This is a genomic window from Frigoribacterium sp. AC759 (genome assembly GCF_979256015.1).
Genome location: NZ_CEEDMT010000033.1, coordinates 1 through 20,923, shown reverse-complemented (window position 1 = coordinate 20,923; position 20,923 = coordinate 1). Strand labels below are relative to the sequence as shown.

Annotated in this window: 21 protein-coding genes and 2 tRNA genes; 10 read left to right on the top strand and 13 right to left on the bottom strand. The window is 65.6% G+C overall.

Annotation, left to right across the window (positions count from 1 at the left end):
• Positions 1-88: 88 nt before the first annotated feature.
• Positions 89-1,396 (top strand): alpha-amylase family glycosyl hydrolase, encoded by a 1,308-nt coding sequence (locus ACZ6JE_RS14085; protein ID WP_464319346.1) that lies wholly within the window; start codon positions 89-91, stop codon positions 1,394-1,396.
• 68 nt (positions 1,397-1,464) lie between these two features.
• Here ACZ6JE_RS14085 and ACZ6JE_RS14080 read toward each other — a convergent pair whose 3' ends face one another.
• Positions 1,465-2,625, bottom strand: a complete 1,161-nt coding sequence (locus tag ACZ6JE_RS14080) for an MFS transporter (RefSeq protein WP_464319345.1) — start codon at positions 2,623-2,625, stop codon at positions 1,465-1,467.
• Between the two features lie 222 nt (positions 2,626-2,847).
• On the opposite strand from ACZ6JE_RS14080, the gene ACZ6JE_RS14075 reads away from it, so the two are divergent.
• Together ACZ6JE_RS14075 and ACZ6JE_RS14070 are read left to right on the top strand one after the other, a co-directional pair.
• The gene (locus ACZ6JE_RS14075; RefSeq protein WP_464319344.1) at positions 2,848-3,192 is read left to right on the top strand and encodes a carboxymuconolactone decarboxylase family protein; all 345 of its coding nucleotides are present in this window, start codon (positions 2,848-2,850) and stop codon (positions 3,190-3,192) included.
• Positions 3,189-3,590 (top strand): cupin domain-containing protein, encoded by a 402-nt coding sequence (locus ACZ6JE_RS14070; protein WP_464319343.1) that lies wholly within the window; start codon positions 3,189-3,191, stop codon positions 3,588-3,590. Before ACZ6JE_RS14075 ends, ACZ6JE_RS14070 begins: the two co-directional genes overlap by 4 nt.
• 95 nt (positions 3,591-3,685) lie before the next feature.
• Here ACZ6JE_RS14070 and ACZ6JE_RS14065 read toward each other — a convergent pair whose 3' ends face one another.
• Genes ACZ6JE_RS14065 through ACZ6JE_RS14055 form a run of 3 tightly spaced genes read right to left on the bottom strand, consistent with a single transcriptional unit; the run spans position 3,686 to position 6,025 of the window.
• Positions 3,686-4,969, bottom strand: a complete 1,284-nt coding sequence (locus ACZ6JE_RS14065; RefSeq protein ID WP_464319342.1) for a Y-family DNA polymerase — start codon at positions 4,967-4,969, stop codon at positions 3,686-3,688.
• The gene (locus ACZ6JE_RS14060) at positions 4,962-5,372 is read right to left on the bottom strand and encodes a LexA family protein (RefSeq protein ID WP_464319348.1); all 411 of its coding nucleotides are present in this window, start codon (positions 5,370-5,372) and stop codon (positions 4,962-4,964) included. The genes ACZ6JE_RS14065 and ACZ6JE_RS14060 overlap by 8 nt, the downstream gene beginning before the upstream one ends.
• A 20-nt stretch (positions 5,373-5,392) precedes the next feature.
• On the bottom strand, positions 5,393-6,025 hold the full coding sequence (locus ACZ6JE_RS14055) for a TetR/AcrR family transcriptional regulator (RefSeq protein ID WP_464319341.1): 633 nt from the start codon (positions 6,023-6,025) through the stop codon (positions 5,393-5,395).
• A gap of 223 nt (positions 6,026-6,248) precedes the next feature.
• On the opposite strand from ACZ6JE_RS14055, the gene ACZ6JE_RS14050 reads away from it, so the two are divergent.
• On the top strand, positions 6,249-7,361 hold the full coding sequence (locus tag ACZ6JE_RS14050) for an alcohol dehydrogenase catalytic domain-containing protein (RefSeq protein ID WP_464319340.1): 1,113 nt from the start codon (positions 6,249-6,251) through the stop codon (positions 7,359-7,361).
• A gap of 25 nt (positions 7,362-7,386) precedes the next feature.
• Positions 7,387-8,055, top strand: a complete 669-nt coding sequence (locus ACZ6JE_RS14045; RefSeq protein WP_464319339.1) for a DUF2461 domain-containing protein — start codon at positions 7,387-7,389, stop codon at positions 8,053-8,055.
• A gap of 182 nt (positions 8,056-8,237) precedes the next feature.
• Here ACZ6JE_RS14045 and ACZ6JE_RS14040 read toward each other — a convergent pair.
• From ACZ6JE_RS14040 to ACZ6JE_RS14025, 4 genes are all read right to left on the bottom strand, one after another.
• Positions 8,238-8,345: transfer RNA gene (locus tag ACZ6JE_RS14040), tRNA-Arg, on the bottom strand.
• A gap of 158 nt (positions 8,346-8,503) precedes the next feature.
• Positions 8,504-9,343: a hypothetical protein gene (locus tag ACZ6JE_RS14035; protein ID WP_464319338.1), complete on the bottom strand. Its 840-nt coding sequence runs from the start codon at positions 9,341-9,343 to the stop codon at positions 8,504-8,506.
• 9 nt (positions 9,344-9,352) lie between these two features.
• The gene (locus tag ACZ6JE_RS14030) at positions 9,353-9,940 is read right to left on the bottom strand and encodes a hypothetical protein (RefSeq protein ID WP_464319337.1); all 588 of its coding nucleotides are present in this window, start codon (positions 9,938-9,940) and stop codon (positions 9,353-9,355) included.
• A 2-nt stretch (positions 9,941-9,942) separates the two neighbouring features.
• Positions 9,943-10,110, bottom strand: a complete 168-nt coding sequence (locus ACZ6JE_RS14025) for a hypothetical protein (RefSeq protein ID WP_464319336.1) — start codon at positions 10,108-10,110, stop codon at positions 9,943-9,945.
• A gap of 138 nt (positions 10,111-10,248) precedes the next feature.
• On the opposite strand from ACZ6JE_RS14025, the gene ACZ6JE_RS14020 reads away from it, so the two are divergent.
• Entirely contained in the window at positions 10,249-10,620 is a 372-nt protein-coding gene (locus ACZ6JE_RS14020; protein ID WP_464319335.1) for a hypothetical protein, read from the top strand.
• 3 nt (positions 10,621-10,623) lie between these two features.
• Positions 10,624-11,202 (top strand): ImmA/IrrE family metallo-endopeptidase, encoded by a 579-nt coding sequence (locus ACZ6JE_RS14015; protein ID WP_464319334.1) that lies wholly within the window; start codon positions 10,624-10,626, stop codon positions 11,200-11,202.
• Positions 11,203-12,013: 811 nt separating this feature from the next.
• On the opposite strand, the gene ACZ6JE_RS14010 is transcribed toward ACZ6JE_RS14015, so the two are convergent.
• Together ACZ6JE_RS14010 and ACZ6JE_RS14005 are read right to left on the bottom strand one after the other, a co-directional pair.
• Positions 12,014-12,520, bottom strand: a complete 507-nt coding sequence (locus tag ACZ6JE_RS14010) for an HNH endonuclease (protein WP_464319347.1) — start codon at positions 12,518-12,520, stop codon at positions 12,014-12,016.
• A gap of 140 nt (positions 12,521-12,660) precedes the next feature.
• Positions 12,661-13,455, bottom strand: coding sequence for an AAA family ATPase (locus ACZ6JE_RS14005; protein WP_464319333.1), 795 nt, complete (start codon positions 13,453-13,455; stop codon positions 12,661-12,663).
• 1,494 nt (positions 13,456-14,949) lie between these two features.
• On the opposite strand from ACZ6JE_RS14005, the gene ACZ6JE_RS14000 reads away from it, so the two are divergent.
• Both ACZ6JE_RS14000 and ACZ6JE_RS13995 read left to right on the top strand, forming a co-directional pair.
• The gene (locus ACZ6JE_RS14000) at positions 14,950-16,563 is read left to right on the top strand and encodes an ATP-dependent nuclease (protein WP_464319332.1); all 1,614 of its coding nucleotides are present in this window, start codon (positions 14,950-14,952) and stop codon (positions 16,561-16,563) included.
• Positions 16,553-17,695: a DEAD/DEAH box helicase family protein gene (locus ACZ6JE_RS13995; RefSeq protein WP_464319331.1), complete on the top strand. Its 1,143-nt coding sequence runs from the start codon at positions 16,553-16,555 to the stop codon at positions 17,693-17,695. The genes ACZ6JE_RS14000 and ACZ6JE_RS13995 overlap by 11 nt, the downstream gene beginning before the upstream one ends.
• A gap of 272 nt (positions 17,696-17,967) precedes the next feature.
• On the opposite strand, the gene ACZ6JE_RS13990 is transcribed toward ACZ6JE_RS13995, so the two are convergent.
• Positions 17,968-18,040: transfer RNA gene (locus ACZ6JE_RS13990), tRNA-Arg, on the bottom strand.
• A gap of 99 nt (positions 18,041-18,139) precedes the next feature.
• On the bottom strand, positions 18,140-18,430 hold the full coding sequence (locus ACZ6JE_RS13985; RefSeq protein ID WP_192060714.1) for a hypothetical protein: 291 nt from the start codon (positions 18,428-18,430) through the stop codon (positions 18,140-18,142).
• A 161-nt stretch (positions 18,431-18,591) separates the two neighbouring features.
• Between ACZ6JE_RS13985 and ACZ6JE_RS13980 the strand changes: the two genes are divergently transcribed.
• On the top strand, positions 18,592-19,452 hold the full coding sequence (locus ACZ6JE_RS13980) for a phosphatase PAP2 family protein (protein ID WP_464319330.1): 861 nt from the start codon (positions 18,592-18,594) through the stop codon (positions 19,450-19,452).
• Between the two features lie 212 nt (positions 19,453-19,664).
• Here the strand turns inward: ACZ6JE_RS13980 and ACZ6JE_RS13975 are convergent, their stop codons facing one another.
• The gene (locus tag ACZ6JE_RS13975; protein WP_464319329.1) at positions 19,665-20,861 is read right to left on the bottom strand and encodes a VIT1/CCC1 transporter family protein; all 1,197 of its coding nucleotides are present in this window, start codon (positions 20,859-20,861) and stop codon (positions 19,665-19,667) included.
• Between the last annotated feature and the right edge of the window lie 62 nt (positions 20,862-20,923).

Below are 20,923 nucleotides of genomic sequence, written 5' to 3'. Positions count from 1 at the left end.
GTGCCGGTCCTCGAGACCGGCACCGCGCCTCCTCGGTTCCCGGCCCGCGCCGGGCCGCCGTCGAGCCGCGACCCGTACGGTGTCAGAGGTGAACAGCTCGCAGCACACCATCTGGTGGCACGTCTACCCGCTCGGCTTCGCAGGTGCGGACACGACCGGGGCGGATCGCTCGCCGGCACCGCGCCTCCTCGATCTCGTGCCGTGGCTCGACCATCTGCTGGCGCTCGGTGCGAACGGACTCGCCCTCGGGCCGGTCTTCGAGTCGTCGACTCACGGCTACGACACGATCGACTGGCTCGCGGTCGATCCGCGTCTCGGGACCGAGGCCGACCTGGTCATCCTGATCGAGGCGGCGCACGCGAAGGGCGTGCAGGTGATGCTCGACGGCGTCTTCAACCACGTCGGGCCCGAGTTCCCGGCGCTGATCGAGGCGCGGAACGACCCCTCGTCGCCGGCGGCCTCGTTGTTCCGCCGTGACGACGACGGCAGCCTGGGCACCTTCGAGGGCCACGGCGGGCTGATCGCGCTCGACCACGACTCGCCCGAGGTCGCCCGTCTGGTGACCGAGGTGCTCACCTACTGGGCCGACCGCGGGGTCGACGCCTGGCGACTCGACGCGGCGTACGCGGTGCCGTCGACCTTCTGGGCGACCGTGCTGCCCGTGCTGCGCGAGCGCCACCCCGACGTGTACGTGGTCGGCGAGGTGCTGCACGGCGACTACGTCGCGGCGGTGGCCGACGGCGGTCTCGACAGCGTGACGCAGTACGAGCTTTGGCAGGGCGTCTGGCACGGGCTGAACGACGTCAACCTGCACGAGCTCGAGTGGGCCCTGCAGCGTCATGACGGGTTCCTCGACCACTTCGTGCCGCTCACCTTCGTCGGCAACCACGACGTCACGCGCATCGCGAGTCAGATCGACGACGACCGGCACCACGACCACGCTCTGGCGCTGCTCTTCACCCTCGGCGGCACGCCGTCCGTCTACTACGGCGACGAGCTCGGGCTCCGGGCCCTGAAGGAGGAGCGGGTCGGCGGCGACGACGCCGTGCGCCCGGCGTTCCCCCCGGCGCCCGTCGACGCCCCGGGTGTCGGCGTGCCGGGCGCCCTCCCCGAGGTCCTCGCCCTCCATCAGCGGCTGATCGGCGTGCGACGTCGGCACCCGTGGCTGCACACCGCCCGCAGCCGGACCGTCTCGGTGTCGAACGAGACGCTCGTGCTCGAGGTCGTCGGCGACGGGCCGGACGCGGCGCTCGTCGTGGCGCTGAACCTGGGCGACGACGAGCTGCGCGTGGCCGAGCCGGCGCCGGGCGAGTGGCTGGCCGGCCGCGACGCGGGGCTCGACGGCGACGTGCTGTCGGTCGGGCCGCACGGCTGGGCGGTCGTCGCGCGACGCTGAGGCGTGGGCGCGGGCGGGGTGCAGGCGCGGGCGGGGTGCGGTCGTGCCGCATGGGGTGCGGTCGCCGACTAGTCGTCATGGTCACGAGGTCCATGCGGAGCGGAAGAGGCCGCGGCGTTCAGGGCGCGCACCGCGCGGGGCGCCATGGCCGCCGCGCAGGCGCCGACGACCAGGACCACCGCGACGGTGACGACACGGGGCTCCAGGGCGAGGGCGGCCCCGCCCGCGACGGCGCCGATCGCCCCGCCCAGCAGCGCTGCCGCCTCGTAGGTGCCGAGGGCCTCGCCGACGCGACCGCCGGCCGACCCCGTCACGAGCTCGAGCTCCACGGGCTCGACAAGCGCCCAGGCGGAGCAGGCGAGCACCCAGGCGATGCCGATGGCGAGGGGCTGATCGACGAGGAACAGCGCCGCCGAGGCCACCGTGCTGGCGGCCGTGGCGAGCGCCAGCGTGCGGGGGGCGCCGAGGCGGGCTGCCAGGCGTCGCCCCGGGACGGGCAGCAGGGACCACACGACGAGGCCGGGGAGGAAGGTCAGGGCGATCGCATCGACGCCGAGCCCCTGCCCCTGCAGCTTGAGGAGGACGGCCAGGCCCACCGCGCCTTCGACGAGGGCGACGACGGCGACGAGGACGAGCAGCGGCAGGAGGCGACGTCGCAGCGCCCGCGACGCGACGCGGTCGCGCTCGGTCACGGTCACGGTGCGACGGTGGTCGAGCCGCAGCAGGGCCGCGCAGCAGGCGAGGGCGGCCGCTGCCCCGAGGGCGAAGACGCCTCTGCTGCCCACCAGCCCCAGGGCGGACAACCCGACCACGTAGCCGACCCAGGTGCCGGTGGCCTCGCTGGAGGTGAGGCGGGCGAAGACGGCGGGCTCGTCGGCGGAGCCCTCGGCCACCATCGCCCGCACGGGCACGCGGAAGAGACTGGCGCCGAGGCCGGCGACGGCAGCGGACACGATGGCGGTCGGCACGTCGGGGCTGAGCGCGTACCCAGCGGCCCCGAGCGCGAGCGTGGCGGCGCCGAGGGCGGCGACGCGGTTCCTGGCTCTGGTGTCGGCGAGGCGTCCCGCCGCGACTCGGGCGAGGAAGGACACCACGAGCTCCACGCCGACCACCACGCCGACGAGCGTCGACGAGGCCCCGAGCGAGGCCGCAGCCCAGAGCGGCACGAGGAACCCCAGCACCTCCACCACGCCACCCACGGCTCCGGCCGTGGAGAGCGCGGTGGACACCCGCCTCGACGTCGTGAGATCAGCGCCCACGAGCATCACCCCCGATCGGGCGAAAGTCTGGCACGCAGCGCCGGGCCGGACCATCCGCCGAGCGACGGAGGCGCAGAGCGGCCCTCGTGGGGTGCCACAGCAGTGCCCCCCAGCTGTTCTCCGCAGGGCGTTCGCTGGAGACGGCGGCCATGAGACGTGGTCGTCGACGACGAGAAGATGAGGAGAACGACCGTGGCAGAACAGCCCAAGCAGGTCGGGGGTGGACGGAACATGTTCGGCGACTTCGCCCCGAAGCTCGCCGCCCTCACCGACGACGTCCTGTTCGAGGACGTCTGGAACAGAACCGAGCTCTCCGCCCGGGATCGGAGCCTCGTGACCGTCGCCGTCCTCGCCGCCGGTGGGCACACGGGGCAGCTCGAGTTCCACCTGGGCCGCGCCGTCGAGAACGGCGTGACCCAGGAGGAGCTGATCGAGGCCATCACCCACGTCACCCTCTACGCCGGCTGGCCGAACGGCATGGCCGCCATGGGGGTCGCCAAGAAGCTCTTCACCACAGATGACAAGGAGTCCGAATGAACATCGAGCCCGCCGCCCCCACCACCAAGAACCCGCCCGAGCAGTTCGCCGGCGACGTCTGGCTCGACCCGATCGCACTGCCCCACGAGGACGGCCAGCACATGGTCGTCGCCACCGTCCGCTTCGCCCCAGGCGCCCGGACCGCGTGGCACTCCCATGAGAAGGGCCAGTACCTGCGCGTCACCGCCGGTGTCGGCCGCTTCGGCACCCGCGACGGCCAGATCATCGACGTTTACCCCGGGCAGACGATCTACACCCCGCCCGGACAGGAGCACTTCCACGCCGCCGCGCCCGGTGTGTTCATGGAGCACATCGCGATGCTCGAGAACGGCGACGACCCCGCCACGACCACCACCTGGCTCGAGCACATCACCGACAGCGAGTTCGACGGCGGCTAGGTCCGATACGCACCTTCAGCCGGGCAGGGCCCCGACGCGGACGAGACAACTGACGCTGAGTAGCCGGCTCCTGCACCCTCAGGGGGCGGATGGCGTCATTTCGCGGCGACGGCGGCGAGCTCGTCCCAGTGGGTCGTCGCGCGGGGCGAGACCATGTCGCGCTTCATCGTCCAGGCGCGGCGGTGGCGGAGACCCGCGATCCCGAGACCGAGGGTGTCCTCGCCGAACCTGCCGGCGATCTCGTCGAGCACGGCGCCGTAGGCCGGCGGCGCGACGGCATCATCGAAGATGTCGAGGCTGGCGTGCTCGTCACGCGGGGTCAGCTCCATCAGGGTCACGCCGGCGCGGACGTAGCGCTTGCCTGCCTCCAGCTGCGGGCCGAGAGCGGACACGGCGGCCCGGTAGAGGGTCGAGGCGTCGTCGGTGGGTTCGGGGAAGGCGACCGAGACCACGTGGCTCGTGTGGGCGGCGGTGTCCGAGAAGGGCGACGTCGCCGCGAAGCAGCGCATCATCCGGGTCAGAGACCCCTGCTTCCTCAGCCGTGCTGCGGCGCGCTGCGTGTACACCGACAGGACCTCCTCGAGCTCGGCGACGGTCGTGATCGGCACCGCGAACGAGCGGGAGTGATGGATCTGGTCGCGCTCGGGCTGGACCTCCTCGATGGGCAGGCAGTCGATGCCGCGCAGCTCCTGCACGACCCGGCCCTGCACCACCCCGAACCGCTTCCGGATGCGGGCGGCGTCGGCGTCCCGGAGGTCGGCGACGGTGTGGATGCCGAGCGGGACGAGCTTCTTCGCCGTGCGTCGACCGATGCCCCACACGTCGCCCACGTCGACGCTGGCGAGGATGGCGGTCTGCTGTGCGCTCGAGTAGGCGCCGAGGTGACAGACGCCCTGCAGGGACGCGTTCTGCTTGGAGCCGCGGTTGGCGAGCTTCGCGAGGGTCTTCGTCGGGGCGATGCCGATGCTGACGGGCAGGCCGATCAGCTTGCGCACCATCCGGCGGATCTCACGGGCCTGCGCGCTCGTCTCGGCGACGGTGCCGGTCAGTTCGATGAACGACTCGTCGATCGAGTAGACCTCCTGATTGCTGGTGTAGCGGCTGAGGATCTCGGCCGAGCGGGCCGACATGTCGCCGTAGAGCTCGTAGTTGCTCGACACGGCGACGACCCCCTGCATCTCGGCGATCGGCGCGATGGTGTGCCAGGGAGCGGCCATGTCGACGTTCAGGGCCTTGGCCTCTTGGGATCGCGCGATGACGCAGCCGTCGTTGTTCGAGAGCACGACCACGGGTCGACCCTCGAGGGCGGGGTTGAAGACGCGTTCGCACGAGACGTAGAAGTTGTTGGCGTCGACGATCGCGATGCTGCGGTCAGACACGGTGCAGGCACCTCGTCACGACACCCCAGATGCTCGCCTCGTCGAGCTCGGACAGCACGATCTCGGGGTAGGCGGGGTTCTCAGGGCTGAGCACCATCCGCCCGTCGCGGTACGACAGGCGCTTGACGGTCAGCTCGGCGTTGACGACCGCGACGACGACGTGGCCGTCGTGCGCGTCGAGCCCGCGGTCGACGATGAGCTCATCGCCGTCGAAGATGCCGGCGCCGGTCATGCTCTCGCCGCTGACCCGGACGATGAACGTCGCCGTGGGGTCGCGCATGAGGTGACGATTCAGGTCTACGGGGCCGTTGTAGTAGCCCTGCGCGGGCGACGGGAAACCCGCCGGGACCGCTTCCGGGGCGAGACGGGCCAAGGACTCGTCAGGGATCGGACGAGCCGTGATCTGCCCGAGGGGCGTGGCGATCACAGGATGTCCGAGAGGAAGTAATCAGCCATGGCTTCGATATCGGTCGTGGCGCGCCGCCGGAGATCGCCGAGATCGGTCCCGAAGAAAGCGTGCATGTAGAGCGGGTGCAAGGCCAGCTCGACGAAACGGCGGCCGGCCGGCAGCTGGGCTTCGACGTCGGCGTCGTCGTCGGTGGCGCTGAGAGCGCGGGCGACGTGGTGCGAGCAGGCGTCGAAACCGATCCGGAATCCCTCCTGAGCGACCTCGGGGAAGGACTCCGTCTCGGACAGGGTGGCGCGCATCAAGGCGATGCTCGACTTCACCAGGGTCACGTCGGCCACGACGTTGCCTGCACGCACCAGGCGTTCCCGGATGCTTCCTGCTCGCAGATCGTCGAACTCGGGGAACGGAACAGCGCCGCCGGGCTGGGTCACGACCGCCTTGAACAGGTCGGCCTTGGTGGGGTAACGGTTGTAGAGGGTGGTCTTGCCCGCGCGGGCGAGGTCCGCCACCTGCTCCATCGTCGCGCGGCCGTAGCCGTGCTCGAGGATCACGTCGGTGGCGGCGTCGAGGATGCGCCGGTCGATGGCTGCGACCTCGTCCGCACGAGGACGACCACGGCGGGGTCGATCTTCAGTCTCTTGGTTCACGGTTTCCTCTCTGGCGAGAACTAGACGCTACCGTCACATTTCTCATCTGAGCCTGTGAAGCCGGAAGAAGAGCGCCTGATGAACGGCTGTGAATAAAGGCACGCGCGCGTCCCTTTTTACAGTCGAGCAGATAGAACTAATTGGTCCCGGGCGTCCCGTTCTTGTCGAGAGCGCCCGCGACACGACGACTCGGCGGCTCGACCGTCACGACCAAGGAGAAGACATGTCCGAGATGAAGGTCGCCCGCATGGTGGGCGTCGGCGAGCCGTTCGAGGTCGGTTCGGCCGAGGTCCCCGTTCCAGGGAAGAAGGAGGTGCGAGTCAGGGTCGCAGCGTGCGGGCTCGTCCCCAACTCGTACAACGTCGTCAACGGCAAGACGCCGTTCGTGATGCCGGACATGCCCTACATCTTCGGCCTCGACACGACCGGCACCATCGACGCTCTCGGCGAGGACGTCGTGAACCTCCAGGTCGGCGACCGCGTCTGGATCGACCCGGTCTTCGTCTGCGGCACGTGCGACGCCTGCCGCAGTGGCCGCGGAGGATGCCCCTTCGCAACGATGCGCGGCTACATGGGTACCGGCCCGGAGTCGAAGGAGATCATCAACCAGTGGCGCGACGGCGGTCTCGCCGAGTTCACGCTCGCGGCCGACGACAAGATCGCCCTGCTGCCGGACTCTCTGGACCACCTCACCGCCTCACGCCTGGGCTACATCGGCACGTCCTACAACGGCCTCATGACCGCGGAGTTCACGCCCGGCCAGACCCTGTTGATCAACGGGGTGACGGGAACCCTCGGCGTGGCCGCAGTCGCTATCGCCTTGGGGCTCGGCGCAACCAAGATCCTCGGGATCGGTCGCAACAAAGAACGCCTCGAGATCGTCAAGCAGCTCGCCCCCGGCCGCATCGAAGTCCTCTCGACAGAAGACGACACCGACCCCACCACCTGGGTCCGCACTCACACAGGCGGCACCGGCGTCGACGTCTTCTACGACTGCCTCGGTGTCGGCGGCGACGCCGACAGCACCAACGACCTCATCAAGACCGTCAAGCCGTCCGGCCGAACCGCTCTCGCCGCCGGCGGCGCCGAGGGCGACATCACTCAGACCTACGCCGAGGCGATGGCCCAGAGCGCCCCCATCCTCGGAACCGGCTTCGCCACACGAGGGCAGATGTACGACCTGTTGAACCTCATCGGGAGCGGGGTCGTCGACTTCAGCTTCCTCACCCACGAGACGTTCAGCCTCGACGACGTCAACGACGCCCTCGCCCTCGTCGGGGATCGCCCCGGCGGACACGTCACCGTCTCGGTCCTGCCGAACGGCCCTCTGGCCTGACGGCCTGCCGTCTGAGAGGACCATCATGATCCTGCACACGACCTTCGATTACCTGCGCGACCTCGAAGAGAACAACGACAGAGAGTGGTTCGAGGCCCACCGCGACCGCTACGACGCCTACCGGGAGAACCTCGTTGATGTCGCCGATGACCTCATCGCTGCCGCCAGCGCCTTCGACCCGCGCGTCCGCGAAGCGAACCCGGACCCGAGCAAGTGCGTCAGCCGTACCCACCGGGACATGCGCTTCAACAAGTCGAACAAGCCGCCCTACAAGACCGACGCGTTCATCTCCTTGAACAGCGTCGGCGGTGCCACGAGCTCTGCCGGGTACTACTTCCACGTCGAACGGGGCAACACCTACGCCGGCGGCGGAGTCTTCACCACCGACCCGCCCCTCCTGACCAAGGTCCGCGAACGGATATCCCGGAGCTACGACAAGTGGCTCATCGTCGCTGAATCGACCGACATGAAGAAGACCTTCCCCGACGGACTGACCTCCCCGGAGACCCTGAAAGTCGCACCTCACGGCTTCGACGTCGACGACCCCGCCATCGAGTACCTCCGGATGAAGGGTTTCTGCGCCAACCACCCGCTGACGAACACCCGAGCCCAGCAAGGGGACGTCCTGAGCGAGATCACGGACACGTTCCACACCGTCCGACCCCTCGTCGATTACATCAACACCTCCGCTTAGACCAAGGTCCCTTGCAAGGGCAGATCGATCGCCGAAGTCCGCGACCTCTCCTGGCGGACCGCCTTCTTCTGATGTGCGCCTGGACGGGGGCGGCGCGCCAGCGACGCCGGGCCGCTGGGGGTTCGAGTCTCGGAAGGCGCACGAAAAAGGCGGCCCACGAAGTGGACCGCCTTTGTCTGATGTGCGCCTGGAGGGACTCGAACCCCCAACCTTCTGATCCGTAGTCAGATGCTCCCTGGGACCGAGTTGGTACGGAAATTGGGGCCTGCGGAGCGAGCACCACTGCTCGCGCCCACTCCCGTTTGCCATCGAGAACCATGGAGATGCACCTAAGTGGAGTCTTCTAGGACGACCAAAAGGTCGAGTCGAGATAGCTGTCGTCATGGGCCCCACCGCAGCTTGCTAGTCGCGGCCGAATGAGCACCGAGGGCCCGGCCTAGAGCTCGAGCTAGTTAAGATTCTCGTCGTCACTGAAGGGCCGCACGGCCATCCAGTCGACGTCTTCATTGATGAACAGATAGCGCTTGCCGTTGTTGGTGTCGCGGAGCCTCCCCATCACGGCGAAGAATGAACCGGACAGCTCGTCGAGCTCTTCGAGGCCTGAGCGTTCCAGGAGCGTTGCGAGCTCGTGTTCATCGATGACGATCGTCGGCGAACCCCATCCGGTGTTCAACCAGGCGCCACCGCCCTCTTTCGACCGCGGGAAGCGGATGGTCCCCCAGAACACTCGCAGGCGATTGTTGTGCTTATCCTCGATCTCGGTGAGATGGACGCAGCCCGACTTCACAGTCTGACGGCTGTCATCGGACATGATCAGCAGCGTCTGGCTGCGTCGGAACTCCTCCCGCATCACGAGTTGACGGAGGAGCCTTCCGAGTCCCATTGAGGATTGGCGCACAAGCCCTCGGCCATGCCGTGTGTAGCGCACGGCAGATCCGCCAGACGCCGGCGAGGCAGACGGGTCGTGGCGAACGTGCCGGATTGTGCGTCCGCGATTCGGGTCGATACGGAAAACGTCGCCGGCATTGATCAGTTCGTCTACCTCATCGAGGGGTGCTGCGCCGCCATCGTCGGTTGCGAACGACGCCAATTCGCAGTCGTCACGATGCGGGCGTGCGCCGAAGCAGGCACGGCGCCCGTTGCGCGCCTCCCGAATGAAGTAGGCATCCGCGCCGCAGGCCGTGCAGGTCAAGGTCTCACGAATGGCGTCCCGGTCCGCGAGACTTAGGGCGGCGAACTCCTCGGCATCCCAAACGCTGCCGGTTGTCCGGCTCTTGGCTTCTTCCATGTTCGTTTCCTACGCGGCCAGGCCACGGAATTCGGCCGCCAGGTTCTCGAGCCGATCGTCAATGCCGTCGGTCAGCGCTGCGGGCATCGCGAGGGTCCGGCGCACATCGATGAAAACAGGCTCAAGGTGGTCTTCGTGACCATCGCGCGTCAGCAAGTGGCGTACTCCAGCGAGAGTGTCTTCGCGGAGCTCTTCCTTGTTGAACCAGACGTAGGCCGACTCGGCATGTCCATCGGTCCACTGCTCGGAGAAGAGCGGGTTGACCCGAACCTGCAGCCCACCGATATCGATGCGGGCGGCATGTGAGGGAACATGGGCGGCATCATTCCAGCGAGGAGCGACACCGTTCCACCGGACACTGATCTCCTCGAAGCTTGGGCGACGGCGGTCGGGAGCGGCTTGCGTGACCCGACGTAGCGCCTCCCCGTCGCGGGTGGTCTTTCGGTCGCGGTTAATTGCCTGCCTCATAGGACGCCAGAAGTCCGTTGCAGGGTCGTAGTCACTCCGCGACTGCTCCGCGATCTGTCGCGCCAAGCGGGGACGCGCCCGCGCAGTGGCGTTAGCGAACTTGATGAATGCTCCGAGTCCGATCTCCACTTTTAACCCTCCCGTCGGACGCCCTTGAAGGGCTTTGCGTCGCTCTTGGCGTCCATGAACCGTCCCGTCGAAGTGACCCGTTTGGTGTGGGTCTGAGTCTTCGGGTTGTAGATCTGCGACCGGCCGCTCACTGAGCCCTGCCGGTATCCCTCGCCGGTGTTTTTCGCCATCGCTTCCTCCTCAAGTGTGTTCCAGTTGCAAAACGTTGACTCGAGACTAACACGGTGTTCTAGTTGCGCAACGCCATGCCGCTGTCGGGTTACGCTTGGGTCGCGGATCGCAGCACGATCCCGAAGATTGGGAGCCTCATGCCAGACACAGTCATTGACGTCAGCGGCCTCGCAAGTGCGCTAGAGACTCGGGTCAAAGCCGAAGAGATCTCGTGGCGCACGGCGGCGGGACAGATCGGTGTCAGCCCTTCCCTGCTCACCCGGCTGCGTAACGACCAACGCCCGGACCTTGATGCTTTCGCCCGGATAGTGCGCTGGCTGCGGATTCCGGCCGACCAATTTATGGTCGATGCCGATGAGCTTGCGACCCGCGCTGAACCGGAACTTGGCTCGTCCATCAATGCCCTTCTACGTGCACGAAGCGACCTAGACGAGCAGGACAAACAACACTTGGAGTCGATCCTGAAGTCCGGGCTCGACTACTTCCGTCAGACGAGGAAGCCGAGCTAGGTCGTGAATAAAGCCGCTCTCGGTCGACTCGCCAAGGAGGTGAGGACGGACTTTGGCCTGTCGGAAGATCAGCCCTTCGATCCGTTCCGCTGGTCGGACGAGAACGGCATTCCGTTCATCTCGCTTCGGGAGTTCACCGCCGACGAGGCAGCGATGCGTCGTTTCCTCGAGGAGAAGCCACGAGTCTGGTCGGCGGCACTACTGCGAGACGGGAGACGGAGCCTCGTGATCTACAACCCGGAGCGCAGCAACGAGCGCATTCGGTCTGACCTCACGCACGAAGTCGCGCACTTCGAGGCCGAGCACGATCCGTCACCCGCCTGGACCGCCAAGGACAGCAGCTGCGGCGGAACAACGAAAGACCAGGAGAAGGAAGCTGCGGAACTTGCTGGCGCCCTACTGGTACCGCAGGATAAGGCAAGGCTCGCCGTCATCCGAGGGCGCGAGCCCAACCTCGTCGCTGCTCAGTTTTCAGTTAGCGTTGAGATGGCCGCGTGGCGAATGAGAATGTCGGGTGGCTACGCCATCGTCGCGCGAAGTCGCCGCAAGTGGGACTCCACGCCGAAACGGGCGCGCGGATAGTCGCTCATATCAGCCTCCGCCCCGGCTGACGCGTCGTCTGTCGAACCGGCTGTCACGACGCACACCTGTAACGGCAGCCCGGGGGTTCAGTGGCAGCGCCTGAGGTAAAGGTTTACGGCGCGTGCACACATGCCACGGGTGGAACCCGTGCTTTGAACGGCGGCACGCACGGAGCGATGGCCGGCAAGAGAGTCGAGCTACCCTGAGGTTTCGGGTACCGCCCTAAGTCCCGAGACAGTGAGCGGTGAAAGCCCCGCCGCCTCGAAGATGTCGGTCCGGAAATCTCGCCCGACGCGAAGCGCCACCCGAGTTCGGCGCTGATGCGTGTGAGGGCTCCGATGGGGGCCCGAGCGTCGCGCCAGGATGCTCCACCCCTAACTTCGAACGGACCCTAGTGTCACCGCTGGTCATCCTGCGTGACCCCGACCTCATTGCGCCCTTTCACAGGTCTATGCCTGTTCATTGACCGGCGGTCCATGCCGGTCGGCTTCGGCCTCATCGTGCTCGCGGTCACCCTGAAGCGGCCACTTAGGGCATGGACGCTGCTCGGGCCGTCGACCTCGATAGCCGTAGTTGGATTAGCCTGATGTCGCGCCTGTTGACGCGGTCCGACGAAGTCGTGCTTTGCGGGGCGGACGCGAAGATCGGCTAAAAGCGCTCGGTCGCTCCGCATGTGGCGACCCCCGACTGATAATCATCGAGAACTATAATCTGACCCTTTGGGAATTGCTCAATAAAGTAAACAGACTGCGTTCATCGAAACTATACATCGTGCGGCACTCTGAGCGGAATAGCGCGGCATTGATAGCATCTACGACTGGATCCGCCCGGAAGTTTCCGCGCGAAGTAAGTTGAACCTGTCGAGGCCACCCGGACGTTTAGCGAGCTCGATAAAGTGCTGAGTTGCGACGTGATCCTTGTGCCATTCCATATAACGTCCCGGCGTATCCAGTTCAAAGAGGCGGATCGTTTGCTCGCCTCGGAATGTGACCGCCCAGATAAGGGCAGGTTCCGTACCGTCTGCTTGATATCCACCCTGCAAATGATCCGACGCGACATCCATGTACGGATGAACTATTCGAAAAACGCACTGCCTGTATACGACTGATTCCACGTCTTCACCCACTCGCAAAATGAGCGGATCAAACGCCTTTTTACGCTTCGAGTTACAGGTGTAGCATGCTAAGACTAAATTCCATGGCTCATAGGTCCACCGAGGTACCAGGCTCTGCGGGACGAAGTGGTCAATTGTTTCGGACCGACTGATGTCGTCGTTCACTTCGAACAGACAATAGGCACATCGACCAGCCTGGTTCATTCTCGCCCACTGTTGCACCTGATTCCTTAAATCCTCGCAGGCGTTTGCGGACGACTTCCATGAGCGCCACTTGCTATTGGGACCGAATTGCAGCTGCGTCGTGGGGAGTGGGACTAGGTGGAGCGGCCCTGGGAACGTTTTCACGAGCGGATAGCCATAATCGCTCTTGCCTGCCTCAAGATGGCGTTCAGTTCAATTGTATCTGTGTCGGCAATTTTTTCTAACCGATCGATCGTTTCCTCAATCCCAGCAAGAGACTGCTGCGTAAGCTCCTTCTGCCCAACCAGATTTAGGAGACGGGCGAGATCATCATCCACGGCCTTATTTCCCGAAACTCGGGTTTCGAAGACGCGGTATAGAAGATTCTCCACGGATCTGCCTTTAAATCGGTCGTCAAATAGTTCGAACGTTCCCCACTTATCACTAGAAACAAGTACGTCCGACCCGTCAGAAACAATGTGTGGTGAGTGCGTCGCAATAAGAAAGTGGCATCCGAACTGATCGGGAATTGTGGCCTCCAGAAGCGGGATAAAATCAGATTGCCATGACGGATGCAGACCGATTTCAGGCTCATCGATGATCACGAGAGAGTGCTCTTCGATTGACGCCGAAAGACGCGCAACCATTGAAAGAAGTAAGAGCTGGCCATTGCTCAGGTCATCGACTGGCACCCAACCGCGGGGCGTTTGCACCTCGGCGACCGCAGTCCCTGCTCCAACCCGCTTAATGAACCAGGTTAGGTCTGCCAAGTCGATATCGAACCTTTTTGCCAACCCGGAGAGGAAGCGGAGGGGAACATCGCTTAATTCTTCTTCGCGGGTTGCGTCGCGAACTAGCTTGCCAAATTCCTCAACCTGCGTAACGAAGGCATCAAACTGCTCTTCATTCAGATCCAAGTTGCGGACGCCTCCTGAAGACCTGACAGCACGATTCATGTCGGTTCTTCTCGACCCTTTTTGTACGTGGAACTTTACACGGCACCCAGTAAACCTGAGCAACTTGAGGACGGGCTGGAGCATGAGCTCACGTTCCGAGTCCGCCAGGCACTTGGCAATGAATTGCGATGTCGTGTCTCGGAGCGCCCCTGTAGAAATCATGTTTCGGCCTTGGCGCAGTCCTAGATAGCGGTAGCGAGTGACAATCGAAGTACCCAGGGGCGTCGAAGTAGACGCGAATGAATCAGTGACCAAGTTGCAAACTGCGAAGACTGCAGTCGGGGGCCGAAACGCGTGGACCACTCCCATGGAAGGCGGGTTTGTCTTGTCCGTTGAGACCAGGGAATTGACAAGTGCGGTGAGGAGCCGAGTCTTGCCAGAACCGTTCTCACCTATCATCACCGTATACCGATTCGATGGCTGCACGTCGGCATTGAGAGCGTTCAATTTGAGTGAGTATCCGCGGCCAAAAAACTCCAACAACTGATACATGCTGTACCCCTTTTCACAACCCTTTGAAGCTGACCCTAGAGATCATATGCCGGCTGGGCCAAGCACTTGAGGTAGGGGCACAGAAATTGTGCCGATCATGGGAGATCTTAGCCACATAGCTCGTCGGTCACATTGCCGCTCCAGGGTCGGCCTTCTCGCCGACGAGACAAATTCCGTCGGCTGTGAGCAGGTCCGTGAGCAAGCGATCGTCCTTTGGATCGCGCTTTGCTTATTTCTCGGCCATGGCCCCGTCCGAACGAAGCACAGTCGATCCAGTTCGACTCCCGTGACCCGCGACTCGTACCTCTTGGCGCTACCCGTTCCCCTCTCGGGGCGTTGCACCGCACGTCCGGCGTGTCGTCTCTCTGAGGCGTCCGCCAGTCCGTCATCCGTGTCGGCTGGCCGGCGCGTGCCGGTGCCGCATCTCTCGACGCTTTGTGTCGTTTCGATCACCGGCGCGGTGGGGCGGTGCGGGTATCGAACCAGTATTGAGGTGGCTACCTGCCCGGGGCTTCCTCATGGCCCGGTGAGTGCGAAGAGGCTGCCGGTCGTCCGCCGGTGCGGTGGAGCGAGGCGGCAAGCGCACCGGTCCCCGAAAGAAGCAGACCCGGCGCGCATGAATTACTGAAATGGCCCCCGCTACCAGCAGCATCCTGGGTCACTCCAACACGGTCATTACCCAGGCCTCATAGGTCGAGCGAGCCGAACCCTAGGCCGAAGTCCGAGCCACCCTCGATGCTTCGCGCCTCGGTAGAAGCAGCGCAGCAAGCTTGCTTGTTGGGCTTCAGCAATTCGAGCCAGCCCAGCAGGAGACATGGCCCTACGTTTGCGTACCGGCACGATTGACCGTTCGCAGCAGCAGCTGGCCGGGTGCCGGAATGGATATACGGCAACCTATTGCCGGAAGTCTTCGTGCGACCCTGTCTGGTGGTGTCGGGGACTTGTGCGAGGCTGCCGATGACGCGTCCTGACCGATGTGACGCCGCTTGCTAGGGGATGAGCATGATCGAACGAGCCAAGATCCGCGGTTTCCGAAAGTTCCGCAACTTGGACTTTCAGCCGCATCCGACGTTCAACGTTTTGGTGGGGAACAATCAGTCGGGGAAGTCCACTTTGCTTGAAGCGATCAGTCTCGCGGTCACGGGCCGCGTCAACGGCCGCCCAGCGAGCGAGGAGCTCCACCCGTATTGGTTCAATCGTGGTGTCGTCGCCGAGTTCCTCGCCGGTCGGGCTGCGGGGGCAAATCCAGCACCGCCGACGATCAGCATTGAAGTGACGTTGCGGTCCAAGCCGGAGTTCGCCGAACTTGTCGGTGCGAACGATTTACTACAACCGACTGGACATGCACCGGGCGTCCGGCTCATTGTCCGACTCAACAAGGAGTATCAGGCGGAGTTCGACGCGTACGTCAAGGACCCCAAGACTGCACTACTGCCTACGGACTACTACACGGTTGAGTGGAGCTCATTCCAGAACCTTATTCTGACGCAGCGGCCTCGCGCGATGCGGCTCGCGATGATCGACTCCCGCACCGTGCGATCCGGTGCCGGCGTCGACTATCACCTGAGGCAGATCATCGGTGAGCACCTCAGCGCGGACAAGCAGATCACCATCTCTGCAGCCTTCCGGCAAGTCAAAGAAACACTTGCCATGGATCACCTCGCCGACGTGAACACAAAGCTCGCCGACGGCGACGAGCTCCTTGACGGTGGTCGAGTGTCGCTGGCAATGGACCACTCCCCACGAACGTCGTGGGATAGCAGCGTCGTTCCCCACGTGGACGAAGTTCCGTTCGCGTTGGCCGGGCAGGGGCAGCAGGCGGTGGCGAAGATCGTTCTTGCGATGCGCCGCCACGCGGAAGCTGCCGCCGCGGTGATGATTGAGGAACCTGAGAACCACTTGTCACACGCCAACTTGAACGTGCTGCTAGACCGCGTTCACACCCTCTCCCATGCAGATCAGCAGGTGTTCGTCACTACCCACAGTTCGTTCGTGCTGAACCGACTGGGGATTGATCGACTCCGTCTGGTGTCCGATGGCACCGTGCAACCGTTCGGCGCGCTGCCGGTCGACACCGTCGGCTACTTCCGGAAGTTGCCCGGCTTTGACACACTCCGCCTCGTTCTTGCCGATCGGCTCGCCCTCGTCGAAGGGCCCTCGGATGAGCTGCTCTTCGACAGGTTCTACTCCGACAAGTATGGTCACCGCCCCATCGATGACGGCATTGACGTATTCTCGATGCGCGGCTTGTCACAAAAGCGATTCCTGCAGCTAGCTGCACTCGCCGGGAAACGTTGCGTGATCCTCAGCGACAACGACGACCGCGAGCAGACGGAGCTGGACCTTGTCGTCGCTGGGCTGGGCGACCTAATCAGTGACGACCGGCGGCTGCTCTTCGGCACCGTTGGACATGGCACAACATTGGAGCCGCAGATCCTGCACGTTAACGCCGTCGACACGCTCCGCGAGGTTCTCACACAATCAGCTCATGTCGACATCCGAAAGTGGATGGGCAGCAACAAGACCGAAGCAGCGTTGAGGATCGCCGACTCTGCAGTGACGCTGACGGCGCCGCCGTACTTCGTCGAGGCGATGGAGTTCATCCATGAGCGGTGAGCTCGTCCTTGCGGTCGCCGGGTCACGTAAGACGCAAGGCATTGTCGACGCCTGTGCTGACGCGCCAGCGGGGAGCCGGATACTCGTAGTCACCTACACCGTGAACAACCAGTTGGAACTACGGCACCGGTTGGCAGCGGCCCGACCGGCTGCGACCGTAGATGTCTCCGGCTGGTTCATGTTCCTGCTACTCAACGTCGTTCGCCCTTACGCACCTTTCATGTTCCCTGGGCAACGCGTGACTGGCATGGACAATGACAGTCCATACCAGCAGTACGTAGGTATGGAGGAGCACCGCCGCTACTTCACGTCCACCGGTTCTGCTCGCCGTGTGCACCTTGCGAACCTGGCGGTGCTGCTAATGCAGCGCGCTCATGCCCTGCCGCTGCGCCGGTTGGAAGCCTTGTACGACCACATCTACATCGACGAGATACAGGACCTTGGCGGGTACGACCTGGAAGTGCTGGGCTTACTGCTCGGATGCACCGTCCCGCTGACAATGGTCGGCGATGTTCGGCAGGCCGTGATCTCAACTAGTCCCGAAGAACGCAAGCACAAGCAGTTCAAGAACATGAACGTATGGCGCTGGTTTCAAGAACAGGAACGCAAGAACCAACTGTCCATCACGCAACGGCACGAGACGTGGCGGTGCCATCCTGAAGTCGCTGCGTTCGCCGACGGCCTCTTTCCGGACACGTGGGGCTTTGAACGGACGGTATCGCGGAACACCCGGCGCACCGATCATGATGGCCTGTTTCTTGTCCGCACCGAGGACGTCGACGCCTACATGAGGGAGTTCGCTCCGCAGCCACTGCGCTGGGACAGCAAGTCAGCAAAGGCGTTTGACCACATCGAGTTCCTTACGTTCGGCACTTCGAAAGGCCTAACCCGGCAACGGGTATTGATTTTTCCGACGGAGAAGATGCGGAAGTTGCTGCAGAAGGGTGAACCGCTCGAGGACTTAGCCGCTGCAAAACTCTACGTTGGCGTGACCCGCGCTGAGCAAAGTGTGGCGTTCGTTCTGGACAGGCCAGGCGGCTGCGTGCATCCATACTGGGTGGCGACAAGTGTTCCCGCCGAGCCAGACTCGCCAGGACATGTCGCCCAAGCGGTAGTCACCGCGTCCGAGTGAACGCCTCGGAGACAGATCCATTGACTACCGCGAAGATGCGTGGGTGTGGGTGTCGTGGCCCACAGGTCGATGCAATCAGTCCGACTGGATATCGGCGCGACTCCACACAGTGGCATGGTCTTGAGCATGCGCGTGCGGCCCGGGCCGGCCGGCCACGAAGCTGAACACTCTGGCATGTCGAGGATGCAGGAGGAGCGTTGAAGTGAAGTTTCCGACGAGTGGATGGCAGAAAAAATGGCCCGGTCTCAGACCGGGCCATTCCTTGTACTCTGTGCGCCTGGAGGGACTCGAACCCCCAACCTTCTGATCCGTAGTCAGATGCTCTATCCGTTGAGCTACAGGCGCATTTCTCCGGCCGATTGGCCAGAGGAAACACTACACGAGGCAGGGCCTCCCCGCCAATCGGCCCGGAGGGCGCGGGTCAGGCATCGCCGGAGGCGCGGGTCAGGGAGCGCGCGGACCCTCGGCGTCGTCGTTCCGCTCGCCGAGCAGCTCGTCGATGTCGTCGGCGTCGGCGGTGCCGGTCCGCTCGCGCATGTCGCCGGTCGCGTCGCGACCGTTCACGTCGTCGGACCCGCCACCGGAGCCGGCGTCCGACCCGGGCGCAGGCGGGGCATCGGCCGTGCCGCTGTTCTCCGACACCTCGACGGTGGGGGTGTCATCGCGCTCGCCGAAGGTGCTGTCCTCGTCGGTGACACCGCCCTGGTGCGGCTCGTTGCTGTTCGTCGTGCTCATGGATCCTCCTCGATCGGGTAGGTGACAGTCTCCACCTGCCCGACCCGCGCCTCCCAGGCTCACCGCAGACAGGGCCGACGAACCTGGGAGTCCCTCGGCTTTCGGGTCATTCCGTGCCCCGTGGGAGGTTCCGCCCAGCGACCGTGTTGTTTCATTGGTCGGTGTCCGCTTACCCGACCGTCTCCGCACCCCCGGCTGTCCGCCGCCCGGGTGCCACTCGGTGGGCGGTCACCTCGGGCGTCGCGGCCGTCGCCCTCGTCGGCGTCTACATCGCGGCAGTGCTGACGCCGGCCGGCCAGCGGGTCGAAGACAGCATCCTCGCGTCGGTAGACGGCAACACGCTGCTGCAGTCCGGCGTCGCGCTCGATGCGATCTCGCCCACGGCCGTGCTCGCGATCCTCGTGCTCACCGTCGGCGTCTCGCTGCTGCGCCGCCGCCCGGGTGCCGCGATCCAGTCGGCAGCGCTGATCATCGGGGCGACCGTCACGTCTCAGCTGCTCAAGCAGTTCGTGCCCCGCCCCGACCTGACCGGCGAGCTCTACAGCAACAGCTTCCCGAGCGGGCACGCGACCATCGCCGTCGCCGGTCTGCTCGCGGTGATGACGGCGTTCGGCCGTCACCTGCGGCCCCTGCTCTTCGTGGTCGGCACGGCGTTCGCAGCGATCGTCGCCGAGCAGACGGTCGCCTACGGCTGGCACCGCTGCAGCGACGTGGTCGGCTCGTGCGCCGTGGCGCTGCTCTGGCTCGGGATCGTCCGGTTCGCCGCGACCCGCTGGTCTCGCGCTGCGACGACCGTCGACCAGGTCGGCGCGAAGTCGCACGCGGTGACCTCGAGCATCATCGGTCTCGCGGTCGTGGTGTGCCTCGCGACCTCGGGGGCGGTCTGGGGCATCGGCATCGGCAGCGACATGAGCCTTTCGGGGTCGACCGGGTACGGGGTGCTCGACGGCGCCCGCCTGGCCGCGGCGGGCGTGGTGCTCGTCACGGCCTGGATCGCCTGGAAGCTCGACCGCCGAGCCTGACCGCCGAGGAGGCGGCGCAAGCGGTGCGGCGGGTCGGTGTCCTCCGCGGCGGGTCAGCGCTGACCCGCCGCGAGTGACACGAACCCGCCGAAGCCATTACGCATCAGAACGTAATAGCTAGCGCGAGTTGGGGGTGCCCGCCGAAGCGGCTGCGCATCGAAACGTGATAGCCCGCGCGGGTTGCGGGGACCCGCCGCGGGTCGCCGTCGGGCTCAGCTCCCGCCGGTCCCGAACAGCAGCCCGAGCGCATACGTCACCGCGGCCGCGCCGAAGCCGATCGCGAGCTGCCGCAGGGCACGGCGCAGCGGACTAGCACCCGACAGCAACCCGACGACGGCGCCCGTGCCGAGCAGCGCGATGCCGACGAGCACCGCGGCGACGACGACGGCGGTGAGTCCCTCGAGGCCGAACAGGTAGGGCAGCACGGCGATGATCGCGCCCGATGCGAAGAAGCAGAAGCTCGAGCCGGCGGCTCCGAACGCGGTGCCCAGAGCATCCCGGTCGTCGTCGGGAGCGGAGACCGGAGCAGCCGCATCACCGCGTACGTCGCCGGCCTCGACATCGCCGCCGACCCGCAGGTCGCGCACCGCACCTCCTCGTGAGCCGGAGTCGTCCGGACCACCGAAGGGCGCCTCCCCCTGGTCCGTCCCGCCGAGCACGGCGCGGGCCCGCGCATCGGCGTCGACCGCCGACATCCCGCGCGCGCGGAACACCAGCGCCAACTCGTTCGCGTCGACGTCGAGGTCGGCGAGCACTCCGCGGGTCGCGGGGTCGGGGGTCGACGCATCGAGCAGTTCGCGTTGCGAGCGCACCGAGACGTACTCCCCCGCGCCCATCGAGAGCGCCCCGGCGAGCAGCCCCGACAGGCCGGTCAGCAGCACGACACGGTTCGACACCCCCGTCGCGCTGATGCCGAGCACGAGGGCCAGGTTGCTGACGAGTCCGTCGTTGGCGCCGAAGACCGCCGCCCGGAACGACCCCGAGAGCCGCGTCCGCCCGCGCTCGGCCAGAGCGCGCACCACCTCGCCGTGGATCCGCTCGTCGGCCGCCATCGCGTCGGTCGCGTCGACGTCGGTCGCGTACGGCGAGCGGGCCTCGGCGCTCTGCACCAGGGCGAGCACGAAGATCGACCCGAACCGCCGGGCCAGCAGGCCGAGCACGCGCGTGCGCACGTCGGTGCGGGCGGGGCGCCCGACCCGGTCGCCGAGCAGCGTGAGCCAGTGCTGGGCGTGACGGGCCTCCGCGTCGGCGAGTGCGAGCAGGATGTCGCGCTCTTCGCCCGTGCGGCGTCGGGCGAGGTCGCGGTAGGTGCTCTCCTCGGCGCGCTCGTCGGCGAGGAACCGGCGCCACCGCCGCAGATCGGCGGGCGTTGGCGCGGCGGCGACGGGGCCGCCCGGTGTGCTCGACATGCCCCCAGTATCGGTGCTCGCGAGCGGCACGTGCGGCGCGGGGGCGGGTTCGGCGCGGGGGG

Excerpts from the sequence above, each read along its gene's own strand:
- ACZ6JE_RS14070 (WP_464319343.1), top strand. The coding sequence starts at position 3,189 with ATGAACATCGAGCCCGCCGCCCCCACCACCAAGAACCCGCCCGAGCAG.
- ACZ6JE_RS14050 (WP_464319340.1), top strand. The coding sequence starts at position 6,249 with ATGTCCGAGATGAAGGTCGCCCGCATGGTGGGCGTCGGCGAGCCGTTC.
- ACZ6JE_RS14045 (WP_464319339.1), top strand. The coding sequence starts at position 7,387 with ATGATCCTGCACACGACCTTCGATTACCTGCGCGACCTCGAAGAGAAC.
- ACZ6JE_RS14035 (WP_464319338.1), bottom strand. The coding sequence starts at position 9,343 with ATGGAAGAAGCCAAGAGCCGGACAACCGGCAGCGTTTGGGATGCCGAG.
- ACZ6JE_RS14025 (WP_464319336.1), bottom strand. The coding sequence starts at position 10,110 with ATGGCGAAAAACACCGGCGAGGGATACCGGCAGGGCTCAGTGAGCGGC.
- ACZ6JE_RS14020 (WP_464319335.1), top strand. The coding sequence starts at position 10,249 with ATGCCAGACACAGTCATTGACGTCAGCGGCCTCGCAAGTGCGCTAGAG.
- ACZ6JE_RS14010 (WP_464319347.1), bottom strand. The coding sequence starts at position 12,520 with ATGAACCAGGCTGGTCGATGTGCCTATTGTCTGTTCGAAGTGAACGAC.
- ACZ6JE_RS14005 (WP_464319333.1), bottom strand. The coding sequence starts at position 13,455 with ATGAATCGTGCTGTCAGGTCTTCAGGAGGCGTCCGCAACTTGGATCTG.
- ACZ6JE_RS14000 (WP_464319332.1), top strand. The coding sequence starts at position 14,950 with ATGATCGAACGAGCCAAGATCCGCGGTTTCCGAAAGTTCCGCAACTTG.
- ACZ6JE_RS13995 (WP_464319331.1), top strand. The coding sequence starts at position 16,553 with ATGAGCGGTGAGCTCGTCCTTGCGGTCGCCGGGTCACGTAAGACGCAA.
- ACZ6JE_RS13985 (WP_192060714.1), bottom strand. The coding sequence starts at position 18,430 with ATGAGCACGACGAACAGCAACGAGCCGCACCAGGGCGGTGTCACCGAC.
- ACZ6JE_RS13975 (WP_464319329.1), bottom strand. The coding sequence starts at position 20,861 with ATGTCGAGCACACCGGGCGGCCCCGTCGCCGCCGCGCCAACGCCCGCC.